Origin of the sequence: Paenibacillus hubeiensis (genome assembly GCF_032334105.1) — a bacterium.
GTDB lineage: Bacteria > Bacillota > Bacilli > Paenibacillales > Paenibacillaceae > Paenibacillus > Paenibacillus hubeiensis.
In genome coordinates this window covers 82,574-101,846 of sequence record NZ_JAVYAE020000003.1, presented here as the reverse complement: position 1 = coordinate 101,846, position 19,273 = coordinate 82,574, and the positions used below count along the sequence as shown (strand labels likewise).

The 19,273-nt window shown below is 49.3% G+C and carries 17 protein-coding genes; 12 read left to right on the top strand and 5 right to left on the bottom strand.

What is annotated here, in order from left to right:
• Positions 1-377 precede the first annotated feature (377 nt).
• Complete coding sequence (gene bcaP / locus RSX24_RS10615) at positions 378-1,817, top strand: branched-chain amino acid transporter BcaP (protein WP_343260551.1); 1,440 nt, start codon at positions 378-380, stop codon at positions 1,815-1,817.
• Between the two features lie 299 nt (positions 1,818-2,116).
• Positions 2,117-3,046, top strand: a complete 930-nt coding sequence (locus RSX24_RS10610) for a tyrosine-type recombinase/integrase (protein WP_343260550.1) — start codon at positions 2,117-2,119, stop codon at positions 3,044-3,046.
• A gap of 303 nt (positions 3,047-3,349) precedes the next feature.
• Here RSX24_RS10610 and RSX24_RS10605 read toward each other — a convergent pair whose 3' ends face one another.
• The gene (locus RSX24_RS10605; RefSeq protein ID WP_339278266.1) at positions 3,350-4,279 is read right to left on the bottom strand and encodes an L-lactate dehydrogenase; all 930 of its coding nucleotides are present in this window, start codon (positions 4,277-4,279) and stop codon (positions 3,350-3,352) included.
• Between the two features lie 340 nt (positions 4,280-4,619).
• Between RSX24_RS10605 and RSX24_RS10600 the strand changes: the two genes are divergently transcribed.
• From RSX24_RS10600 to RSX24_RS10555, 10 genes are all read left to right on the top strand, one after another.
• Positions 4,620-5,909: a WD40/YVTN/BNR-like repeat-containing protein gene (locus RSX24_RS10600; protein ID WP_343260549.1), complete on the top strand. Its 1,290-nt coding sequence runs from the start codon at positions 4,620-4,622 to the stop codon at positions 5,907-5,909.
• 125 nt (positions 5,910-6,034) lie between these two features.
• Positions 6,035-6,244 (top strand): hypothetical protein, encoded by a 210-nt coding sequence (locus tag RSX24_RS10595; RefSeq protein WP_343260548.1) that lies wholly within the window; start codon positions 6,035-6,037, stop codon positions 6,242-6,244.
• Between the two features lie 161 nt (positions 6,245-6,405).
• Positions 6,406-6,798 carry a DUF2500 domain-containing protein gene (locus RSX24_RS10590; RefSeq protein WP_236414193.1) on the top strand — a complete coding sequence of 131 codons (393 nt, stop codon included), beginning with the start codon at positions 6,406-6,408 and terminating at the stop codon, positions 6,796-6,798.
• Positions 6,799-6,953: 155 nt separating this feature from the next.
• The gene (locus RSX24_RS10585) at positions 6,954-7,703 is read left to right on the top strand and encodes a glucose 1-dehydrogenase (protein ID WP_343260547.1); all 750 of its coding nucleotides are present in this window, start codon (positions 6,954-6,956) and stop codon (positions 7,701-7,703) included.
• Between the two features lie 205 nt (positions 7,704-7,908).
• Positions 7,909-9,594, top strand: a complete 1,686-nt coding sequence (locus tag RSX24_RS10580) for a hypothetical protein (protein ID WP_236414197.1) — start codon at positions 7,909-7,911, stop codon at positions 9,592-9,594.
• Positions 9,595-9,740: 146 nt separating this feature from the next.
• On the top strand, positions 9,741-10,163 hold the full coding sequence (locus tag RSX24_RS10575) for a cell wall hydrolase (RefSeq protein ID WP_236414199.1): 423 nt from the start codon (positions 9,741-9,743) through the stop codon (positions 10,161-10,163).
• A 129-nt stretch (positions 10,164-10,292) separates the two neighbouring features.
• On the top strand, positions 10,293-10,739 hold the full coding sequence (gene gerQ / locus RSX24_RS10570) for a spore coat protein GerQ (protein WP_438286819.1): 447 nt from the start codon (positions 10,293-10,295) through the stop codon (positions 10,737-10,739).
• A gap of 171 nt (positions 10,740-10,910) precedes the next feature.
• Complete coding sequence (locus RSX24_RS10565; protein WP_343260546.1) at positions 10,911-12,491, top strand: sigma-70 family RNA polymerase sigma factor; 1,581 nt, start codon at positions 10,911-10,913, stop codon at positions 12,489-12,491.
• Positions 12,492-12,717: 226 nt separating this feature from the next.
• A complete protein-coding gene (locus RSX24_RS10560; protein ID WP_438286802.1) occupies positions 12,718-14,034 on the top strand; it encodes a hemolysin family protein in 1,317 nt (438 codons plus the stop codon).
• Between the two features lie 236 nt (positions 14,035-14,270).
• Positions 14,271-14,771 (top strand): hypothetical protein, encoded by a 501-nt coding sequence (locus RSX24_RS10555; protein ID WP_343260545.1) that lies wholly within the window; start codon positions 14,271-14,273, stop codon positions 14,769-14,771.
• A gap of 6 nt (positions 14,772-14,777) precedes the next feature.
• On the opposite strand, the gene RSX24_RS10550 is transcribed toward RSX24_RS10555, so the two are convergent.
• From RSX24_RS10550 to RSX24_RS10535, 4 genes are all read right to left on the bottom strand, one after another.
• Entirely contained in the window at positions 14,778-15,752 is a 975-nt protein-coding gene (locus tag RSX24_RS10550) for a hypothetical protein (protein WP_343260544.1), read from the bottom strand.
• The gene (locus tag RSX24_RS10545; protein ID WP_236414207.1) at positions 15,730-16,320 is read right to left on the bottom strand and encodes an RNA polymerase sigma factor; all 591 of its coding nucleotides are present in this window, start codon (positions 16,318-16,320) and stop codon (positions 15,730-15,732) included. The genes RSX24_RS10550 and RSX24_RS10545 overlap by 23 nt, the downstream gene beginning before the upstream one ends.
• A gap of 193 nt (positions 16,321-16,513) precedes the next feature.
• Positions 16,514-17,746, bottom strand: a complete 1,233-nt coding sequence (locus RSX24_RS10540; protein WP_343260543.1) for an aminopeptidase — start codon at positions 17,744-17,746, stop codon at positions 16,514-16,516.
• 101 nt (positions 17,747-17,847) lie between these two features.
• Complete coding sequence (locus RSX24_RS10535; protein WP_339278276.1) at positions 17,848-19,080, bottom strand: aminopeptidase; 1,233 nt, start codon at positions 19,078-19,080, stop codon at positions 17,848-17,850.
• Positions 19,081-19,273 lie beyond the last annotated feature (193 nt).

Genomic DNA, 19,273 nt, shown 5'->3' with positions numbered 1-19,273 from the left:
CCGCATGGGAACATGCGGCTTTTTTGACGCATTTTTCGTTTGTTTCATCAAACTACAGATAACAACAGCATAATGCTGCATCTCCACGCGGAAAATGGAGATTAAAAACTGCGCATAATATAAATTATACGCAGTTTTGCTTTAAAACGATTTTTTCTTTCGTTCGTGTCCAACAGTTCGTGATATGAAATGATAAATTTCGGGTGAAAAACACAAAATAAGCCGCTTGAGTACTTTGCAAAAAAAATTTATTAGAGCAAAGCGTCAAAGTGTAGAAAACAGTAGTTTTTTATAGTTGCCGGGTAAGATAGAACAAACGGATTTTTCATAGAACAGATGTACCAACGACCACACCTTGTTACGAGAGGAATATGTCCATGAGCAAAAACGAAGCAAGAGCTGCATTATTCAGAAAAAAGCAAATCTCGGTTGAAGGTGATTCAGGCAGTGGTTTGAAACGGGCGCTTGGAGCTTTGGATCTGACGACCCTTGGAGTAGGGGCCATCATTGGAACAGGGATTTTTGTCCTCACCGGTGTAGCCGCTGCCGAACATGCCGGACCTGGACTGGTGCTGTCCTTTTTGTTGGCAGGCCTTATTTGTTCCTTTGCCGCGTTATGTTATTCCGAATTCGCTTCAACCGTGCCTGCTTCGGGCAGTGCATATACTTACAGCTACACGGCTTTTGGCGAGGTCATCGCCTGGGTTTTGGGATGGGACCTTATTCTGGAATATGGATTTGCCAGCGCGGCGGTCGCGAGTGGTTGGTCGGGGTATTTTCAGACATTGCTTTCGGGTTTCGGCATTCAATTGCCGCACGCATGGACAAGCGCCTTTGATCCGGAAAAAGGAACCTACTTTGACGTTACGGCCGCTGTGATTACGTTAATCATTACGTTTCTGCTTACGCGCGGCGTCAAGGAAGCGGCACGCGCCAATGGTATTATGGTCGGGATCAAAATCATCGTGGTGCTGATCTTCATCGGCGTTGGGGTATTTTATGTGCAGCCGGCGAATTGGCAGCCGTTTCTGCCGTTTGGCCTTTCGGGCGTAACCGCCGGTGCGGCTACCGTGTTTTTCGCCTATATCGGATTCGATGCGGTGTCCACGGCAGCCGAAGAGGTCAAACGACCGCAGCGCGACCTGCCGATCGGCATCATTGCATCGTTAGCCATTTGTACGCTCCTTTATATTGTCGTGTCGCTGATTCTGACCGGCATCGTTCCTTTCCATATGTTAAACGTTGCGGATCCCGTAGCCTTTGCGTTTGAGTTCGTTCATTTGACCGGATTATCCTGGATAGTCGCTCTGGGTGCCATTACGGGAATAACGACGGTGCTGCTTGTCATGATGTACGGACAGACACGTTTGCTTTATTCGATGTCGCGCGATGGCCTGTTGTCGCCCGTCTTTTCCAAAATCAGCGGCAAAAGCCAGACTCCGGCTGCAGGCACTTGGGTTGCAGGCATTATCATCGCGCTGTTCTCCGGATTCATTTCCCTCGGCCGATTGGCGGAATTGACGAACATCGGCACGTTGTTTGCTTTTGCCGTAGTGAGTCTCGGGATCATCGTATTGCGTAAAAACCATCCGGACTTGAAACGAGGATTTAAAGTGCCATTGGTGCCGTACATTCCGATCCTTAGTGCCATAGGCTGCGTATATTTGATGACTCGGCTGGAAATGTTGACCTGGATCGTGTTTTTTGTGTGGCTGTTCATCGGATTGTTGATCTACTTCACGTATGGCAGGCATTACAGCCACTTGAATCCACTGCGCCCGGTTGCGAAGCAGAGCGAAAACAAGAGCAGACGATGAGGCATCCATTCCATCTATTAGCTGCAGCTGAACCATGATCGACATGCGAAGCAAAGTTCATTTCTGACGCGAGTTCGTGTTGGTTATGGGCTTTTTTTCATGCGCAAATCATAAAATGTGATCCGCCGAAGCTGAGAAAACAGGCGATAAAATGAAATAAGATGGGTTCCGGCCAAAGCTTCCGGGGTTGCACCCTTAAGAAATATGACATATATTTGGGAGAACAGGCGATGCGCCATCAAGGGAGCGAGAGAACGCATAAATTCGCAAAACTAACGGATGTGTGGTGAACGAAACGAATGATCAGCGAGGAGATTCAGGAGCAATATGCCGACGAGTTGGAGGCTTTTCACATCTGGATGAAGGATGCCGGATATACTCGGTACACGGTAAAATCTTACACAGGCGACGTGGCTGAATTTCTCATGTCCATCCAAGGAAAATCGTTGGAGCAGGTTAAAAAGCTGCATGTGCTGTCCTTTCTGTCCCGTGCCCGCGAACGCGGGGTCAGTGACGCCACGCGTAATCGCAAGCATGCGGCGGTGAACTGTTTCTTCAAGTCTCTGATCGAACTGGAAGTGCTGACCAACAACCCGGCGTCTGGCATCAAAAAGTCGAAGACTGAAAAAAACCGTGCCCCCGTTTTTCTGGACGAGCATGGATTGGAACGTTTTTTGCAATCCGTCGCAGGTAAATACCGGACGCGCAATCTGGCCATTTTCCTGCTGATGGGATATATGGGGCTGCGTGTAGGCGAAGTTCATGCATTGAACTGCCAAGATTACAATGCCGAGCGGCGGACGCTCGACGTATTCGGGAAGGGAAGGAAGTGGCGGACGTTACCCGTGCCCGAAATGGTCGCGGATATACTGTCCCAAGCGGTGAAGGGACGATTGGCTCCTTGGCGTGAAAAGGAAGAGGCGATGTTTGTTTCGCAAAAAGGGAAAAGATTATCCATTCGGAGCATTCAGTTGATTTCAACCGAAACGTTCGACCGTTTCCAGCAGGAATCCCCATCGAATCAGCGTCTGCATTACTCCAGCCATAAGCTGCGGCATTCGTTTGCAACGATGATGCTGCGGCGTGGAGCCGATCTGCGAACGGTTCAGGAGTTGTTGGGTCATGCCTCGATCCAGACGACGACGGTATATACCCACGTCACCAGTCGCGAGAAGGAAGAAGCGATGGCGCTGCTTGACGTCAAGCTTCCTTCGTTTGTCGGCGAGTAGCCGGGCGAAATGGGATAAGATCCGGCCTTTGTTCAAAATGAATCATTAAAACAAGTTCTATCTGAACGGATGGAACTTGTTTTTTTGGTTTATTTTTGGAAAAAAGCTGAAACCACAAGAACTAGGTCGACGAAATTATTATTATGTAAACTTAATTATTTGTATTTGACTCCATGGGCACCGCCGGTTTAGTCGGTGATGCTGTACAAGAGGCAAAAGACCAACCTTTCTGGCCAGCGGTAGAATGGTTGGTCTATTTTTATCCGTTTTGGTGAGCCATGACGTCAGCGAATAGCCTGCTGGCTATTCCAGCCCGGAAATTTGCTCCTTTAGTTTGTTGGCCGAAGCCTGGAAAGCAAGCTTTTCCGTTTCGTTCAACGGCAGAGGCAAAATTTCGCGAACGCCGTTTCGGTCAACGATGCAAGGTACGCCAAGATATACATCCGATACACCATTGTAATCCTCAAGCAAGGTGGATACGTTCAGCACGGAGCCTTCGTTGCCCAGAATGGCGGCGACGATGCGATCGAGAGCAAGCGCAATGGCATAGGATGTGGCTCCTTTGGCATTAATAATCTCATAAGCAGCGTTTTTGGTGCGGTCAAAAATGTCTTGTTGTTCTTCTTCGCTTAGCTCAAGATCCGTGCCGGCCACGTTGGCCAGGCTCCATACCGGGACTTCGGAATCACCGTGCTCGCCGATAATATGGGCATGGATGCTGCGCGGATCGATGCCTTTGTTTTTGCCGATAAGGTAGCGAAAACGCGCACTGTCAAGCAGTGTGCCGGAACCGATGACCCGCGAAGCAGGCCAACCGCTTTGCTTCCAGGATGTATAGGATAAAATATCTACAGGATTCGTCGCAATGAGCAGAATTCCATGGGAATTGACTGCCGTAATGCGCTCGATAATGTCTTTGAAAATGCTCGCATTTCTTTTCAACAGATCAATCCGGGTTTCGCCCGGCTTCTGGGATGCCCCCGCCGTAATAATGATGATATCTGCATCCTTGCAATCCGAATAATCGCCTGCCCATACCTTGACGCCTCCTGTGAACGGTAGGCCGTGGTTCATATCCAGCATTTCACCGACTGCTTTGTCATGATTTACGTCCACGAACACCAGCTCGGAAGAACGCTGCCGCAACATGAGCGTGTACCCGGTCGTTGTTCCTACCGCACCCATGCCTACAATAACGACACGGCTTGGCTTAAGCATTGCATGATCTACCATATCAGATCCTCTCCTTTTGGGTGTGCCTTCATCCATATTAAGGGATATTTAACCAAAAAGCGAGACTGTCTATGTTATTTGTCATATTTTAGGTCGCAAAACCGGAATTAGTGTCTAAAGTCCTGATCCGGCCGAATCAAACGTTTCATGGCATTCAACTTCAGTCTCCCTTTCTGTCCAGGTTTGTCGATGGGCCTTTCCAAGAGGTTTATGGTAGAATGGGAGAGATGGATTTGCATGAACGGTTTGGCTTTATAGTTAACGATGAATGCAAATTATGAAAACACCAGGTAGAACAGGCTTGTTTGCCTGTCGATTGGACAAGAAAGGTGGAGACCACTTGCGTTCGCGATGGATCAAGCTAACCCAGGCAGCGCTTCTGTCTCTGGGGATCGCAACGTTGCTTGCTGCTTGCACGGACTCGGGTCAGACTCCTGCAGCACAGCCGCCGCAGGCACAGGATGAGGATCTGGATGGCGGCAATGCCGGACAGACATTAACTGTCGTTCCCCCAGTAAGCACGAATACACCGGCTGCGGAAACAACCAAATATCAAATTCAAACCCGGCTGACCGATTTTCAAATGCTCAACGAAAACGGTGGCTTGGCATGGGGCGTGACGCGCAACGCATTGCGTTTGTACTATACGCAGGATCAGGGGGCAACCTGGAGCAACATTTCTCCATCGGAGAATGTGCAGTTTCCGTCCAACCCCGTATATGGACAGAACATTTATTTTGTGGATAGCATGCATGGCTGGATCGTCCGGGAAGGAATGGGCGGAACGGATACGATCGTGCTGCGCACGAATAACGGGGGGGCCAGTTGGAGCTTGTCTTCGTTATCCAAAACGGATAAAGTCGCCGCGGTTTCTTTTGTCTCTCCCGAAAAGGGCTGGATTTTGACCACGGTGGACTCGACCATCGGAAAACAGGAGAAAAAGCTGTACATCACCGAAGATGGAGGTATCAGCTGGAAGCTCATGGAATCCGGTGATGAAGCCGAGAATACGTCCGCTGGAGAGATTTCGAAGCGCGGTTATGCGACAGGCATGACTTTTTCGGATTCGCATCACGGATTTCTGACTGCCGTCGAGTTTGGCTTGCCGAAGCTGTATGTAACCACTAACGGAGGAAAGGAATGGAAAGCCGGACCTTCCTTCTTCGACCGCAGCAAATTCAACGCATGCGGCAACTTTAATCTCGGTTCTCCGCAGTTTTTCGGACGGGAAGCAAAGAGCGCTTGGATGTCGTTAGCCTGTTCGTCCGGGGAAACGACAAAATTCAGCGGTTTTTTCACAGCCGATGGCGGAAAGAGCTGGACATTGTCCACATTTGGTTTAAATCAGCAAGCAGGCCTGAACCGGAACCTGTCCCCAGCTTTCTTAAATGAAAAGGAAGGTTGGGCCATCCAAGGAGATGTGACGTATCATACGAAGAATGCAGGGAAAACGTGGGAACCGCTTCCCGAAAGCAGGGTATTGCAGAAAATATTGGATGAATATCCCGAAATCAATAAACTGCAGATGATCTCCCGAAAATTGGGCTGGGTCCTGGTGGAGAATACGGATAATAAACGTTCGCTGCTGCTGCAAACCGTGGATGGAGGCGTGCACTGGAAAGTGTTATAGCCAGCAAAACGTTAAAGAGAAGAACCGTCGGGTTCTTTTTCTTTCACTTACTTTGTGAAAATAATCACAAAAACAATTCTGAAATGATGTTATATTGAGATCAAGAAGAGATGGGAGTGATGATGATGAGAACCAACGAACAAGTTCAACTCACACAGGCGGACGATTTAACTCGATACATGCTTCAATTATGCTACACTTGTGAGGATGCATGCTTCTGTACAACGGAGGAAGAAGTGAGGGAATGCATGGCCAAACATGCGCAACAGGCTGATCCCGAACAAGCTGACGGCGTGGGAATCACTCGCGGATTTATGGATGAGATGTACGCATAGACTATAAAGTAATAGTAATCTCATGGCCCCTTTAAGGGGCTTTTTGATGTTGGAGAACCCGGCCTGAATTTGAATCCGGCTAACAAGTTCTGCGCCGAAGTGCATATACATTACTGAAAGAAGGGCCAAGACTACGGCTGTCCCAGAACGGAGGGGGAGACTTGGGAATTGAATCATCCTGGATGTTTGATTTTTTTGGAACCGTCTTTCCGGTCGTATTTGTCCTGATTATCGGTATCGTTCTTCTGTCGATGGGAAAAGAGATATGGAGGTGGGGGAAAAACAACGCCGAACCGCTGCTTACGGTTTCCTCGCGAATTACCGGAAGAAGAATGCAAGTCCAGCAATCGCACGCCGAACCCGGAAGCTCTGCCCGTACATTATACTATGTCACGTTTGAAGTCGAGAGCGGGGACCGAATGGAGTTCAGGGTTAGCGGCGAAGAATACGGCCTTTGCTCTGAAGGAGACGAAGGGCGTCTCTCTTTCAAGGGAACCCGTTATGTGGGATTTGAACGGAACAACCGACTGTATACGGAGCGCGTGCGCGGGTAATCGTTCAGCTTGTGCCTTAAAGGTGCAAGTTTTTTTTGCGTTCTTCTGTAAGAAAGTATTTCATGATTTAGATCGGAATGCGTTTCTTGATGGTGTATAAATGAGTAATAACGTTTATGATAAATGAATCATTGCAATTCAGGGAGGACAGAGGCATGTCATTTACAGATCAAGTTGTCATCGTTACGGGAGCCGCGCAAGGAATCGGAAGAAACGTGGCTGAGGCCTATGCGCTGGCGGGTGCCAAGGTGGTGCTTGCCGACCATCAGGAAGCCGAGGGAGCTGCCGCCACAGCCTCGATCCGCCATGAAGGCGGAGAAGCTGTTTTTGTTCACTGCGACGTCCGAAAGGAAGAAGATATCATTCGGCTGGTGGGTACGGCGGTGAAGGAATTCGGGCGCGTGGACATTCTCATCAACAATGCCGGCGTGGCACGCTGGAAATCCCCTTATGATCTTACGGTAGACGAATGGGACGATGTGCTTAACACCAATGCAAGAAGCTGTTTTCTTGCGAGCCGTGAGGCGGCCAAATATATGAGAAACAATGAACGGGGCGGGTCCATCGTCAACATGGCATCCACGCGTGCATTGATGTCCGAGCCTGACACGGAAGCGTATGCAGCATCCAAAGGTGCCATCGTGGCTCTCACTCATGCGCTCGCCATATCGCTTGGCAAGGATCGAATTCGGGTCAATTGTATCAGTCCGGGATGGGTCGAAACAGGAAATATAGACGAGTTGAAGCCGGAAGACCATGAGCAGCACCCTTCAGGTCGGGTTGGAGTCCCTTCGGATATTGCCCGCGCTTGCTTATATCTGACTGATCCGGACAATACCTTTGTCACGGGTACCAACCTGACGGTGGATGGAGGAATGACCCGGAAAATGATATATGAGGACTAGAACCGGGATGATCTCCCGCTGATGCGTTTTGCTATGAAATGAAGCGGCCAAGCCCAAGTTAAGCACTTGGGCTTATTTGTTTTTGGTACTCCCGTTGCTATAATAGGTGTGATTTCAGAACAATACAGAGAAATGGAGGGAGAATATGCTCGGGAATCCATCCCGAAGAGGGCTGTGGCTTCTTTTGTTGATTGGAGGGATCATCATGACGGGTTTTGATTCATCTGAGGAAGATGACGCCAATATAAGGGCGGCGTGGGTATGGCAGGCTTCATCCATATACGACGGAGGTGAGGCCTTGCTTGCCCAGTCGGCCAAACATAACGTGAATCGACTGTATGTCAGCGTGGATATGAATTTGAAGCATGAGGTCTATCAATCTTTCATTGCGAAAGCAAGCAATGCGGGTATTGCGGTAGAAGCACTCGGCGGCGATCCGTCTTGGGGGGTCAAAGGCCGCGAGGGTCCCATGCTTGCGCTAGCTTCCTGGGTAAGCGAATATAACGCCTCGGTTGGACCGGAAGAACGGTTTGCAGCCCTTCATCTGGACGTTAAGCCCTATGTACTGCCGGCATGGAAGGACAATCCTGTCCCGTTGATCGAATCTTGGATGAACAATATGGAATTGCTCCATGAACGAGTGGAACAAGAAGGTTCGCTTCAGGTGAACGTAGACTTGCCGTTTTGGCTGGATTCGTACACCGTTGCAGGTCATAAAACATCGGAGGATACGGATAACGAACCGTTATCGCGTTGGTTCATGGATCGTTTCGACCAAATCACTTTATTAGTTTACCGCGATAATGCAGAGGGCAGCAATGGAATTATTCGACTGATTGAGCAGGAAATGAATTGGGCGCAAGACAGGAATGTGTCAATTACGGTCGGCGTAAATACCAAACCGATGCCTGGCGAAGAATTCACCAGTTTTGCAGGAAAGGGAACGGCCCGATTGGAGCAAGTGCTGTCGGAAGTCGCGAATTCGTTTGCGAATCATGCCTCCTACGCCGGAACGGCGGTCCATGACATTGTATATTGGGGGCAGCTTGATTCAAGCGAACCAAGCAAACCGGAAACGCCAGGCAACGAAACAGGCATTCGAGGGACCTATATTTGGGAGGCTTCGGAGGTGACGGATGACGGCGGTGAGCATATCCTCGAGTTTGCCAAAGCGCAGCGAATAAACTGGTTGTACGTTCGCCTAGATCTGGAGCAGCCGTATTCCAGCTACCGTTCGTTTGTGAAACGGGCTCACGCTCAGGGGATTCAGGTTCATGCCATGGGTGGCCATCCCATCTGGGCAAAGGAAGAAAACAGGCCCCGCATTCAACGTTTAGTCGATTACGTCAAAAACTATAACGCCGAAGCGCAACCAGAGGAGCGATTTGAGGGCATCCATCTGGATATCGAACCGTATACACTTCCCGAGTGGGAAGCGAACCGGGATCGACTTTTGACCGAATGGGCAAGCAATGTTGCTTATTTTCAGGAGGAGACAAAGAAGGACAGCCATTTGGAAACAAGCGTGGACTTGGCGGTTTGGCTGGATATCTATGAATTGCCGGGCAAAGATATGTCGGTGTCGGAGTTCATGATTCGTACCCTCGACCATGTATCGTTAATGGCATTCCGCAATAAGGCAGAGGGCTCGAACGGAATTGCGGCAGTGGTGAAGCAGGAAATGGAAATCGCGGATCGTCTGGGCAAAAAGCTGCTTGTCTCCGTGGAAATGAAAGAAAATCATGAAGGAGCGCACATCTCGTTCCATGACGTTGGCGCGGTCGAAATGGAACGTCAATTGGCTTTGCTTCCTGATCTGATTGGCGAGCATGCTGCCTATTACGGCAATGTGGTCCATGCATACGACTATTGGGTCGGAGCCAAGCCCTGAATGAAAAGCTTATATAGGAAACGCGAAATCTCGGGGTCCCCTGCGGGGGAGTTCCGGGATTTTTTTTGTGCCGATCGTGTCACAAAATGGGCATCCGCACAATACGATATACGGTGATGAAGAGCTCAACGAGGGAGGGAACGGTAATGGCTGTAATCAAGGCCAATACGAACGACGTCAGGCTGCTTGCGCGACTGATGAGAGCCGAAGCCGAAGGTGATGGCGATCAGGGTATGCTTATGGTAGGCAATGTCGGCGTCAACAGAGTGTTGGCAGATTGCCTGGATTTTGCCGACATCAGGGACATCAACCGTATGGTATTTCAGAATCCCGGAGGCTTTGAATCCACGCAAAAAGGCTACTTTTATCAGCGTGCAAGGCAATCCGAAATTCGCCTGGCCCAGCGCGTCATCAATGGCGAACGAATCTGGCCGGCCAGCAATTCGCTTTGGTTCTTCCGTCCGGCAGGCGAATGTCCGCCAACCTGGTTTAACCAGCAAAATACGGGACGATTCAAGGCACACTGTTTCTTCAGTCCGACTGGCGAAGATTGTCCGAGTGTATATTAAATTTGGGGAGGAATTAACATGATTAACCAACCTTATCAACCAACCATGCAATCTCCGGCCTATGGCCAACAAGCCAATTCTCAGGTGCAAGGATTATCCGCGTACAAAACGGGGAATGGCATGCCTTCCATGTCGCCGACGCCGGGTATGACCTCCATGTCACCCGCACCGGGCATGTCTTCCGTTTCGCCGACTCCAACCATGGTGTCTCCAACGGCTACCAGCGTGCCGCCGCTTGTTTCCAGCGGAGCGCCCATGACACCTGCCGGCGGCGTAGTCACAACAACGGCTCCCCAGTTCGAGCAGTCTTACATCGAGAACATTTTGCGCCTGAATCTCGGCAAATTCGGTACGTTCTACATGACCTATGAAGGAAACAAAGAATGGAACGCCCGCATTTTCCAAGGCATCATCGAAGCGGCCGGCCGGGACCATATCATTATCAGTGATCCAAAAACAGGCAAACGCATCATGCTGCTTATGGTGAACTTCGATTATGCAACATTCGATGAGCCGCTTACTTATCAATACCCTGGCGTGATCGGCAACGTTCCTCAAGCGCCAAGCAGATACTAATCCGCGTACGCGATAAATCAATACCAAAGGACATAACCAAGAACCGTTTCGATGCGGCATTCGTCGCAAAGAGCCGGTTCTTTTTTTCGAAACATTTAAAAGTAACCTTAATGTGATAAGATGGCACTTAATTAGTAGAACGGAACAAACCATTGGAAGGAGCAGACATCATTGAAGTCATGGATCGAAGCTGCCATCGAGGGAAAAGCGGAAGCTCAGGAACAATTAATGAAGCAATATCGGGGAATGGCCCTTGCGGTAGCGCGACGCCGGTTGGGGAGCATGCTGTGGGCAGAAGATGTGGTTCAAGAAGCGTTCGCCGAGGCTTTTGCAAACTTGGGTAAACTGGACAAGCCGGAAGCTTTTCCCGGATGGTTCAAAGTCATCGTGGAGAGGCAGTGCCATCGGCACGAAAGACGTAAACAACATACGGTCGTACCGATCACCGAGCTGCTGCATGTGGACTTGGACCGCGGCTTGCGGCATAATCCGGAAGAGCAGGCGCTGTTGAACGAAAAATATCGGAGCCTGCATGATTCGATTGACGATTTGCCGTCGGCCTTGAGCAGGGTAGTCCATATGTTTTATTTTCAGGGTTACTCCCTAAAAGAAATCTCGGATGCGCTGAACGTGTCCGTATCGGCTTTGAAAAAAAGACTGTACGATGCCCGGGCAAAGCTTAGGCATTCATTACCCGTAACCGACATGTTAAATGTATTCAATGAACTGTATGAGGGAGGAAAACACATGCTTCATATCACGAACGGCGATCATGCGGCGGATCGAATCCGGCGGAGCGGAATCCAGGGAGAGGTCGTCGCTTGGCGCGAGCTGTATACGTTCGGTCCCGTATTTCCCGATATGAGCAAAAGAAACGAACGAGCACGCCGTGCAGACTATTTGGAAGCGCAATTGGGCATTCCGAAGTCGGAATACATGAAGATTCGTGAGCTGGAACAAAAACTGGATTCGTTGGATCGCCATCGGGAAGTGGTTCTATGGTTTGAATACGATCTATACGACCAGACGATGCTTTCTTATTTGCTGCATGTTCTTCATGAAAAAGGAGCAAATCAGGCGAAACTCCATTTGTTATGCCTGGATTCCCATCCGGAGATTTCCCGTTTTCGGGGACTTGGACAGCTCACGCCCGTGCAGATCGAACGTTTGTCGGGAACTTGGCATGTAATAGAGGAAGAGGAGATGGAGGCCGGACGCCGTTTCTGGGAAGCGTATGTGTCCCCTGATCCACAGGATCATGCCCGGTATTTGCTGGAAGACAAAGCTGCACTCCCATATGCGCAAGCGGCCTTTCAGGCCCATTTGTCGCGACTGCCTTCCACCGCCAACGGGCTTGGAATGATCGAACAGACGACCCTGGAAATCGTGAAAAACGGGACGGTTCATCCATTTGACGTATTCCAGCAAGTTTCCGAGAAACTTCACCTGCTTGGTCTGGGGGATTTACAATATTGGGCACATTTGCGGAGAATGGCTGACGGACCCCATGCTCTGCTGCATGTGGAGGGAGCAAAAGCGTTTCCGAATTTTCGCCAGCAGGACGAATCATTCCGGTTCGCCGTCCTGGCTTTGACGGAGCTGGGTGAAAGGGTGCTGCATGGCGAAAGGGACGGGGCAGCACTCTGGACCGATGAATGGTGGATCGGCGGAATCATGACGGGAGCAGGCAAATCCTCGGATTGGAGATGGGATCCGGAAATTGGCGCTCTCGTGAATATCAGGGAAATGTAAAATGAAGAGCTTGTTTGCGTCGATTCTCTGTCATAGGACATGGATTGACTGTGTAGCTTAGAGTTATATAATAAAAGAAGCATATGTTTGCTATATTGCTAAAAGCAAGGGAGGTGAATCCATTGGGAAGTTGAAGCGGTGGATGAACGGCAGAACGGTTAATATCCTACAATTTCGAAGGAGGTGGACCTATTTGCCGAAGAGTGACGGCGAATAGGATGAACATTTGAGTGACCCCTTACCGAGTATTTTAAACTTGTTAGCAATTGCATTTTTGGTGCTGATGAATGGCTTTTTTGTCTCGGCTGAATTTGCCATGGTGAAGGTGCGCGGCAGCCGGATTGAAGCTTTGGTGGAAGCAGGAAACAAAAAGGCAGTTTATGCCTCCAATATCGTGAACAATCTCGATGCTTATTTGTCCGCTTGCCAATTGGGCATTACGTTGGCCTCGCTTGGGTTGGGATGGCTGGGGGAACCTGCCATTGCACATCTGCTTGAGCCGATGTTTACCGCATTTGGACTAGGTCCGATCTATGTACATGGAATCTCGATCGTGATTGCTTTTGTTATCATAACGATTTTGCATATCGTACTGGGGGAACTTGCTCCCAAAACGATGGCAATCCGCAAGTCCGAGACGATTACGTTGTGGTCTGCGGCATTGCTGACGTATTTTTACAAACTGATGTATCCGTTCATCTGGGCACTAAATGGCATGGCCAACAGCTTGCTCAAAGCGTTCCGCATGGCCCCGGTATCCGAACTTGATGAGGCCCATAGCGAAGATGAACTACGTATTCTGATGAAAGAAAGCAATAAGAGCGGTTTAATTGACAATACTGAATTGGCGCTTGTTGATAATATATTCGATTTTACGGCAACAACCGCCCGTGAAATCATGATTCCGCGGACGGAAATGATCTGTCTGAACGCCAATCAGTCCATGCTTGAAAATTTGGAGATTGCCAGTGAAAGCATGCGAACCCGCTATCCGGTCTATAATGGCGATAAAGACCATATTATCGGTTTTATCCATATCAAAGACTTGATGCGTTCCCAGCTTACGGACACCATCTCCATTATCAGGCCTATTCTCGCCGTGCCGGAATCCACGCCGATCAGCGAGCTCCTCAAACGCATGCAGCGCAGCAAAAACCAGATTGCCATCCTTATTGATGAATACGGAGGTACCTCCGGTCTGGTTACCCTTGAGGATATCATGGAAGAGATCGTGGGCGAGATTCAGGATGAGTTCGACCAAGAGCGTCCTGCCTTTGTGAAGGTTGGTGAGACGGAATACTCCATTGACGGCCTGATGCTGATTGAAGAGGTCAATGGACTGTTGGGTTTGGAAATGGATCATGACGATTACGATACGATTGGAGGATGGCTGTACTCAAGAGTACAGACGATCCCTCCGGAAGTCGGGCAATCGGCAGAATACGACGGTTATGTATTTGTCATTCAGGAAACCGAGCATAAACGAATCTCCCGCGTTAGCGCGATCAGACTGGAGCAGCTCTCCGAAGGGGAGGGAGCATAAGACCCTGGGCTGCTTTGCTGACGTCATGCTAAAGGTTACCGGATGGCAAGTATAAAAATAAAAGCTGCACAGTGGGAGCGTATCACTAGACGCCACTGTGCAGCTTTTTTTATGAAGGAACGAGAGAATACATAAAATGCTGTAAAAAAGTTAAGGCATTATTTTGAAACCTTTATTATGCTTGATTCGTTAAATAACTATGATTATCCCAAACTATGGAATTGGAGGAAAACCGAATGTTGACAAAGAACTTGCACCCGATTTTGAAAGCAACCCTTGCTGCAGCGATAATTGTACCAGCAGTATTTACAATTCCTGCTGCCAACGTAGAGGCGGCTGCGGAGATCCAGCCATCTGTACAAGCGCCGGTCGCTCTCACAGCACCTCCACCAGAGTACCATAACATTCAGAGTTTAGCTCAACTGAAATACATTTATAATGCGGTTGGTGCGGTAACTCCCGGAGGGGGACTTACTGCAGTCGTAGCTACGACGACCTCGACCTATCAGAAAATGAGCTCGATCAAGGTAGACTATCGTCTTGAACGCTGGACAGGAACAAGCTGGGTGACGTATCGCTCGGATTCCGACTCGGCAACAAACGTATCGGTCTTAAATGCAAAGTCAAGCTGGACGGTGATCACCGGATATTATTATCGCGTGGTAAGCACACATACGGTACGTGACGGCTCCACTACCGAAACGACAACACATACCTCTCCAAGTACGCTTTTCTAATCCAAGCTAAGGATTGGTAGAAGGAAAACGTTGTTTCTGCAGGTCATTGGCAATGGCCAACATTTCTTCCTCGCTAACGGTGCCAAACAAGCTTACGTTGGTTGACCCCATCATCCATTGAAACGTATTATAAGGCGGTCCAAGGGACATAAATGCTTCACTGCCATCCTTTAAATCAACAATGCTTGTTTCTCTTAACATTGGACCTTCGACAATCTGTCCGGGATAGATCCATACATAGTCGAATTGGATCACTTCCTCTTTACCATCCTTGTCTGTACCGGAATAACGGACTCTCATGTGATCCGATTTCTCCGGATCAGGTGAATTTGCAGGCCGATCCCGATCCAGCAACAGTTCAAACGTAACATCAGTAAACCGCTCGGGGATTGCATTCGATAGCAAGAAGTCCCCAATGAATCCCGAGCGGGCTTCTTCCTCCGTTACTTCGACCGGGACAAACACCTGGGAAGTTTCCGCTTCTGCGTCCATATTGGGCTGATCCTGCTCTTCACTCGGGAAGATTTGCGGAGCTTCATCAATTCCACGTTCAGGTGGCGGTGCTGTCTTGGCATGCGATGGATCTGGAGTCATCAAATCGTTCGAACGATCCTGAATAATGATGGACTTTACCCCATTTCCCCAGTCTTTCATCGTCTGTACAAAAGGGGAAACCGCCTGCATGCCTGTAGGCATGCTGAAAATGACGGCACCTAGCATAATCGAAGCTGCCACTACTCCTGACAGTTTCAGCGTCCGCATTCTTTTTCTCTGTTTGCCCATTTTGTTGATTTCTCGCTGTACCTTGAGCCAGGAATCGCGCATATTCTCTGTAACGTCATTGTTGCCTTTTAAACTCGCTGGGGCAGAAGTCGCTTGCTCGAAAGCTTGGTCAAACGCGGCGTCAAAAGCTGCATCAAAAAATTCATCATCAAGTTCCGCATATTGATGGTTCTGTTTATCGAATTTGCCTTTGCTCAACGTTTCCACCCCATTCCTTATGTAATTGCTTCTTGATACTGCCCCTGGCTCTAAACAGGCGCTGTTTAACGATTTCCTCGGATGTATCCAACAGATCGGCCATTTCCCGATAGGACAAGCCTTGCTTCCAGCGCATTTCCACCAGCACCCGGTATTCAGGTTTGAGCTGGGCCAGATAATGTTCGATCGATTCCTGCATCATCTGCGTTTCAACGGTCGTTTCAACCGATGCGCTTGTTTGATTCATCGCCTCCATATCTATAAAAACACCGTCTACATCCAACTGGTTACGGTTTTTTTTATTTTTTCTCAAATAATTAATGGCCGTATTCCGGGTTACTACTTTCAGCCATGCCTTCAATTTGGCTTCATCCTCGAAAACCGGCTTGTTTTTAATAATTTTGATGAAGGCTTCCTGGATAATGTCTTCAGCAGCGCTGTATTCCTTGATCATATATACAATGAGTCCATGAACCATATTGTAATATTCGTAATATACTTCTTCCTGCAGTGCAGGGCTCAAATGGTGAAAATCGGAAGCTAACAATAATTGAAGCCGATTGGCCATGATGTTCTCCTTTCTGGCGAACAGTCCACAAACATTGGTATCCTTACATTTTACAACATGATATGGAAGGCTTACAATGGGTAGACAAGCAAATGGAACATGTCCGGCTGCATCCAAAAAAAGCCATCCTGCTCCATGGCCGCAAGGCTACGTGGGGCAGGACAGCCGGGAAGAAAAACGGAAACCGATGCTCTCAGAAAGCCCAATCCCCGTTGAGGAATACCGGCTCTCGATCGCCGTTAGCCGTGATGCCGTAAATGCTCGTTTCAGGCGAACCCATCATGAAGTCGACATGAGTCATGCTTGAATTCATGCCGCGGGCTGCAAGTTCCTCGGGAGACATCGTTTTACCGCCTTCCAGATTGGAAGCGTAAGAGCTGCCAATGGCAAGGTGGCATGAGGCATTCTCGTCGTACAGCGTGGTATAATACAAAATTCCGCTCTCCGAGATCGGAGAATGATACGGAACAAGAGCGACTTCTCCTAAATAACGGGATCCCTCATCCATATGAATCAGCCTCTCCAACGATTCCTGACCTTCTTCCGCATGATATTGGACTATACGCCCGTTTTGGAACGTTAGCGTAAACCGGTCAATGATGTTGCCGCCGTAGCTCAGCGGTTTCGTGCTGGTTACCGTGCCGTTGACCCCTGTTCTGAGGGGAGCGGTGTAGACTTCTTCGGTAGGAATGTTGGCGACGAAAGGGGTGCCTTTTTCGTTTACGCTTCCAGCCTGCGCCCAAATATGACCTTCGGGCAGTTCCACCGTCAGGTCGGTACCTGGGGAAATGAAATGCAGTGCACGGTATTTTTTGCCGTTCAGCACCGAGGCTTTACTGTCGAGTCGTGCAATATGCTGTTCCCAGGCTTGCACGGGATCTTCCTGATCGGCTCGCACTGCGGCAAAAATCGCATCCCACAGCCGGGCTACCGAATCCTCGGCAGGAAGGCCGGGAAATACCTTGGTTGCCCAGGCCCGAGAAGGGCATGCAACGCCGGTCCAGCTCATTTTGTCGGCTTGCAAATATCGTCTGTAGGTGGACATGGCTTGACCGAAGGCGCGCTGATGGGCGGCGATGCGCTTCGGATCAATGCCTTTCATGGCATCCGGCCCGGAAGAGAGCACCGTGAGGAAGACCGCATTGTTTTCAGCCAGTTCCTGCACTTCCCGAGCATGCCATACTGGAGGTTCCTCCAGCACGGCTTCGTCAGCCTTTTCCAATCTCAGCCGATTGACGGTTTCGTCCGAATATTTCACGATGACCTGTTTGGCGCCGGCTTCGTATCCTTTTCGTGTCAATAGATGCACGAATTCAGCAGCATCAATCATGGCATTGATGACAAACACTTGTCCAGGCTGTACGTTCGCCCCGACTTTAACGGCCAGTTCGGCGTAACGGTCCAATTTTTGTTCAAACGTCAACATTTTCTGTTTTCCGCCTCTCTTTTTCTATTTGGTCTTCCGGTCACATCGAAAGACAAAAATAGAGAGGAGGCGAGCTCCTCTCCAAGCTATTCGATCATGATTCAGAAAGCCCAGTTGCCTTTACGGAAGATCGGTTCTTCCGTTCCGTCCGCAGTCACGCCGTTGATGTCCATTTCGCCCGAACCAATCATAAAGTCGACATGAGTCAGACTGGAATTCAACCCGCTTTCCGCCAATTGCTGCTGAGACATCGTTTTACCGCCTTCCAGACAGAACGCATAGGCATTGCCGATGGCGAGATGGTTCGATGCATTTTCGTCAAACAAGGTGTTGAAGAACAAAATATTTGTATCGGAAATCGGCGATTGATGCGGCACTAGAGCCACTTCGCCAAGGTAATGAGCACCCTCGTCCATTTCGACCAGGCTTTTCAATGCTTCCAGTCCTTGTTCGGCCGTATAATCCACGATCCGCCCGTTTTCGAATGTAATGGAGAAACCGTCGATCAAATTACCGCCATAGCTCAGTGGTTTTGTGCTGCGAACGGTGCCGTTAACTCCGGTTTTGAGCGGAGCCGTAAATACTTCCTCTGTTGGCATGTTTGCGACGAAAACATGTCCTTGTTCATTGATGCTGCCGCCGGATACCCACAGATGTCCTTCCGGAAGCTCGATCGTCAGATCCGTTCCAGGTGCGGTATAATGCAATTTTTTGTATTTTTTCGAATTCAGCAGGTCCGCGCGGGAGTCGAGGTTTTGCAAATGGCTCTTCCATTCGGCAACGGCATCCTGTTCGCCGATTCGAACGGTTTTGAAAATAACGTCCCACAATTTTTCGACTTGTTCGTTTTCAGGCAGATCCGGGAATACTTTGGCAGCCCATTCCGCAGACGGTACGGCCACGATGGACCAACTGAATTTGTCGGCCATTTGATACTCGCGGTATTTCTCCAGCGCTTTGGCGCGCACCTTTTGCGTCGTGACGATGCGTTCCTGCGGAACGCCGTTCAGCAGGTCCGGGTTCTCGGCGATGACGTGCAGTACGGCTGCGCCATTTTCCACGAGTTCGGTCATTTCACCGGCAAACCACTTCGGTTCGATCGAGAACGCTTCGTCCGGGGCCAAATCATAGTGGATGCGGGTCACTGTTTCATCGCTCCAGTTGACCTTTACGAGCTTGGCGCCCACGCTGTAAGCTTCTTTAACGATGAGACGCACGAAATGCGCGGCCGAGATCGGAGCGTTTACGACCAACGTTTGTCCCTGATGGACATTGACGCCGACTTGGACGGCCAGAGCAGCATATTGCTGCAGTTTTTTTTCAAATGAGTTCATGCTATGTTCTCCTCCAGTATGATAGAAATGTTGTAGCTCAAGTGTTGCGTCCCCATTAAGTGTATGTAAGGAATGGTTCCTTCATTAATTAAGGTATACGTTGCTACAATATATATTGTACAATTAACCAATAATAATTACCAAACCCCATTTGAACAAAATGCGGTGAACTGGCGCAAGACCAGAGAGCAAA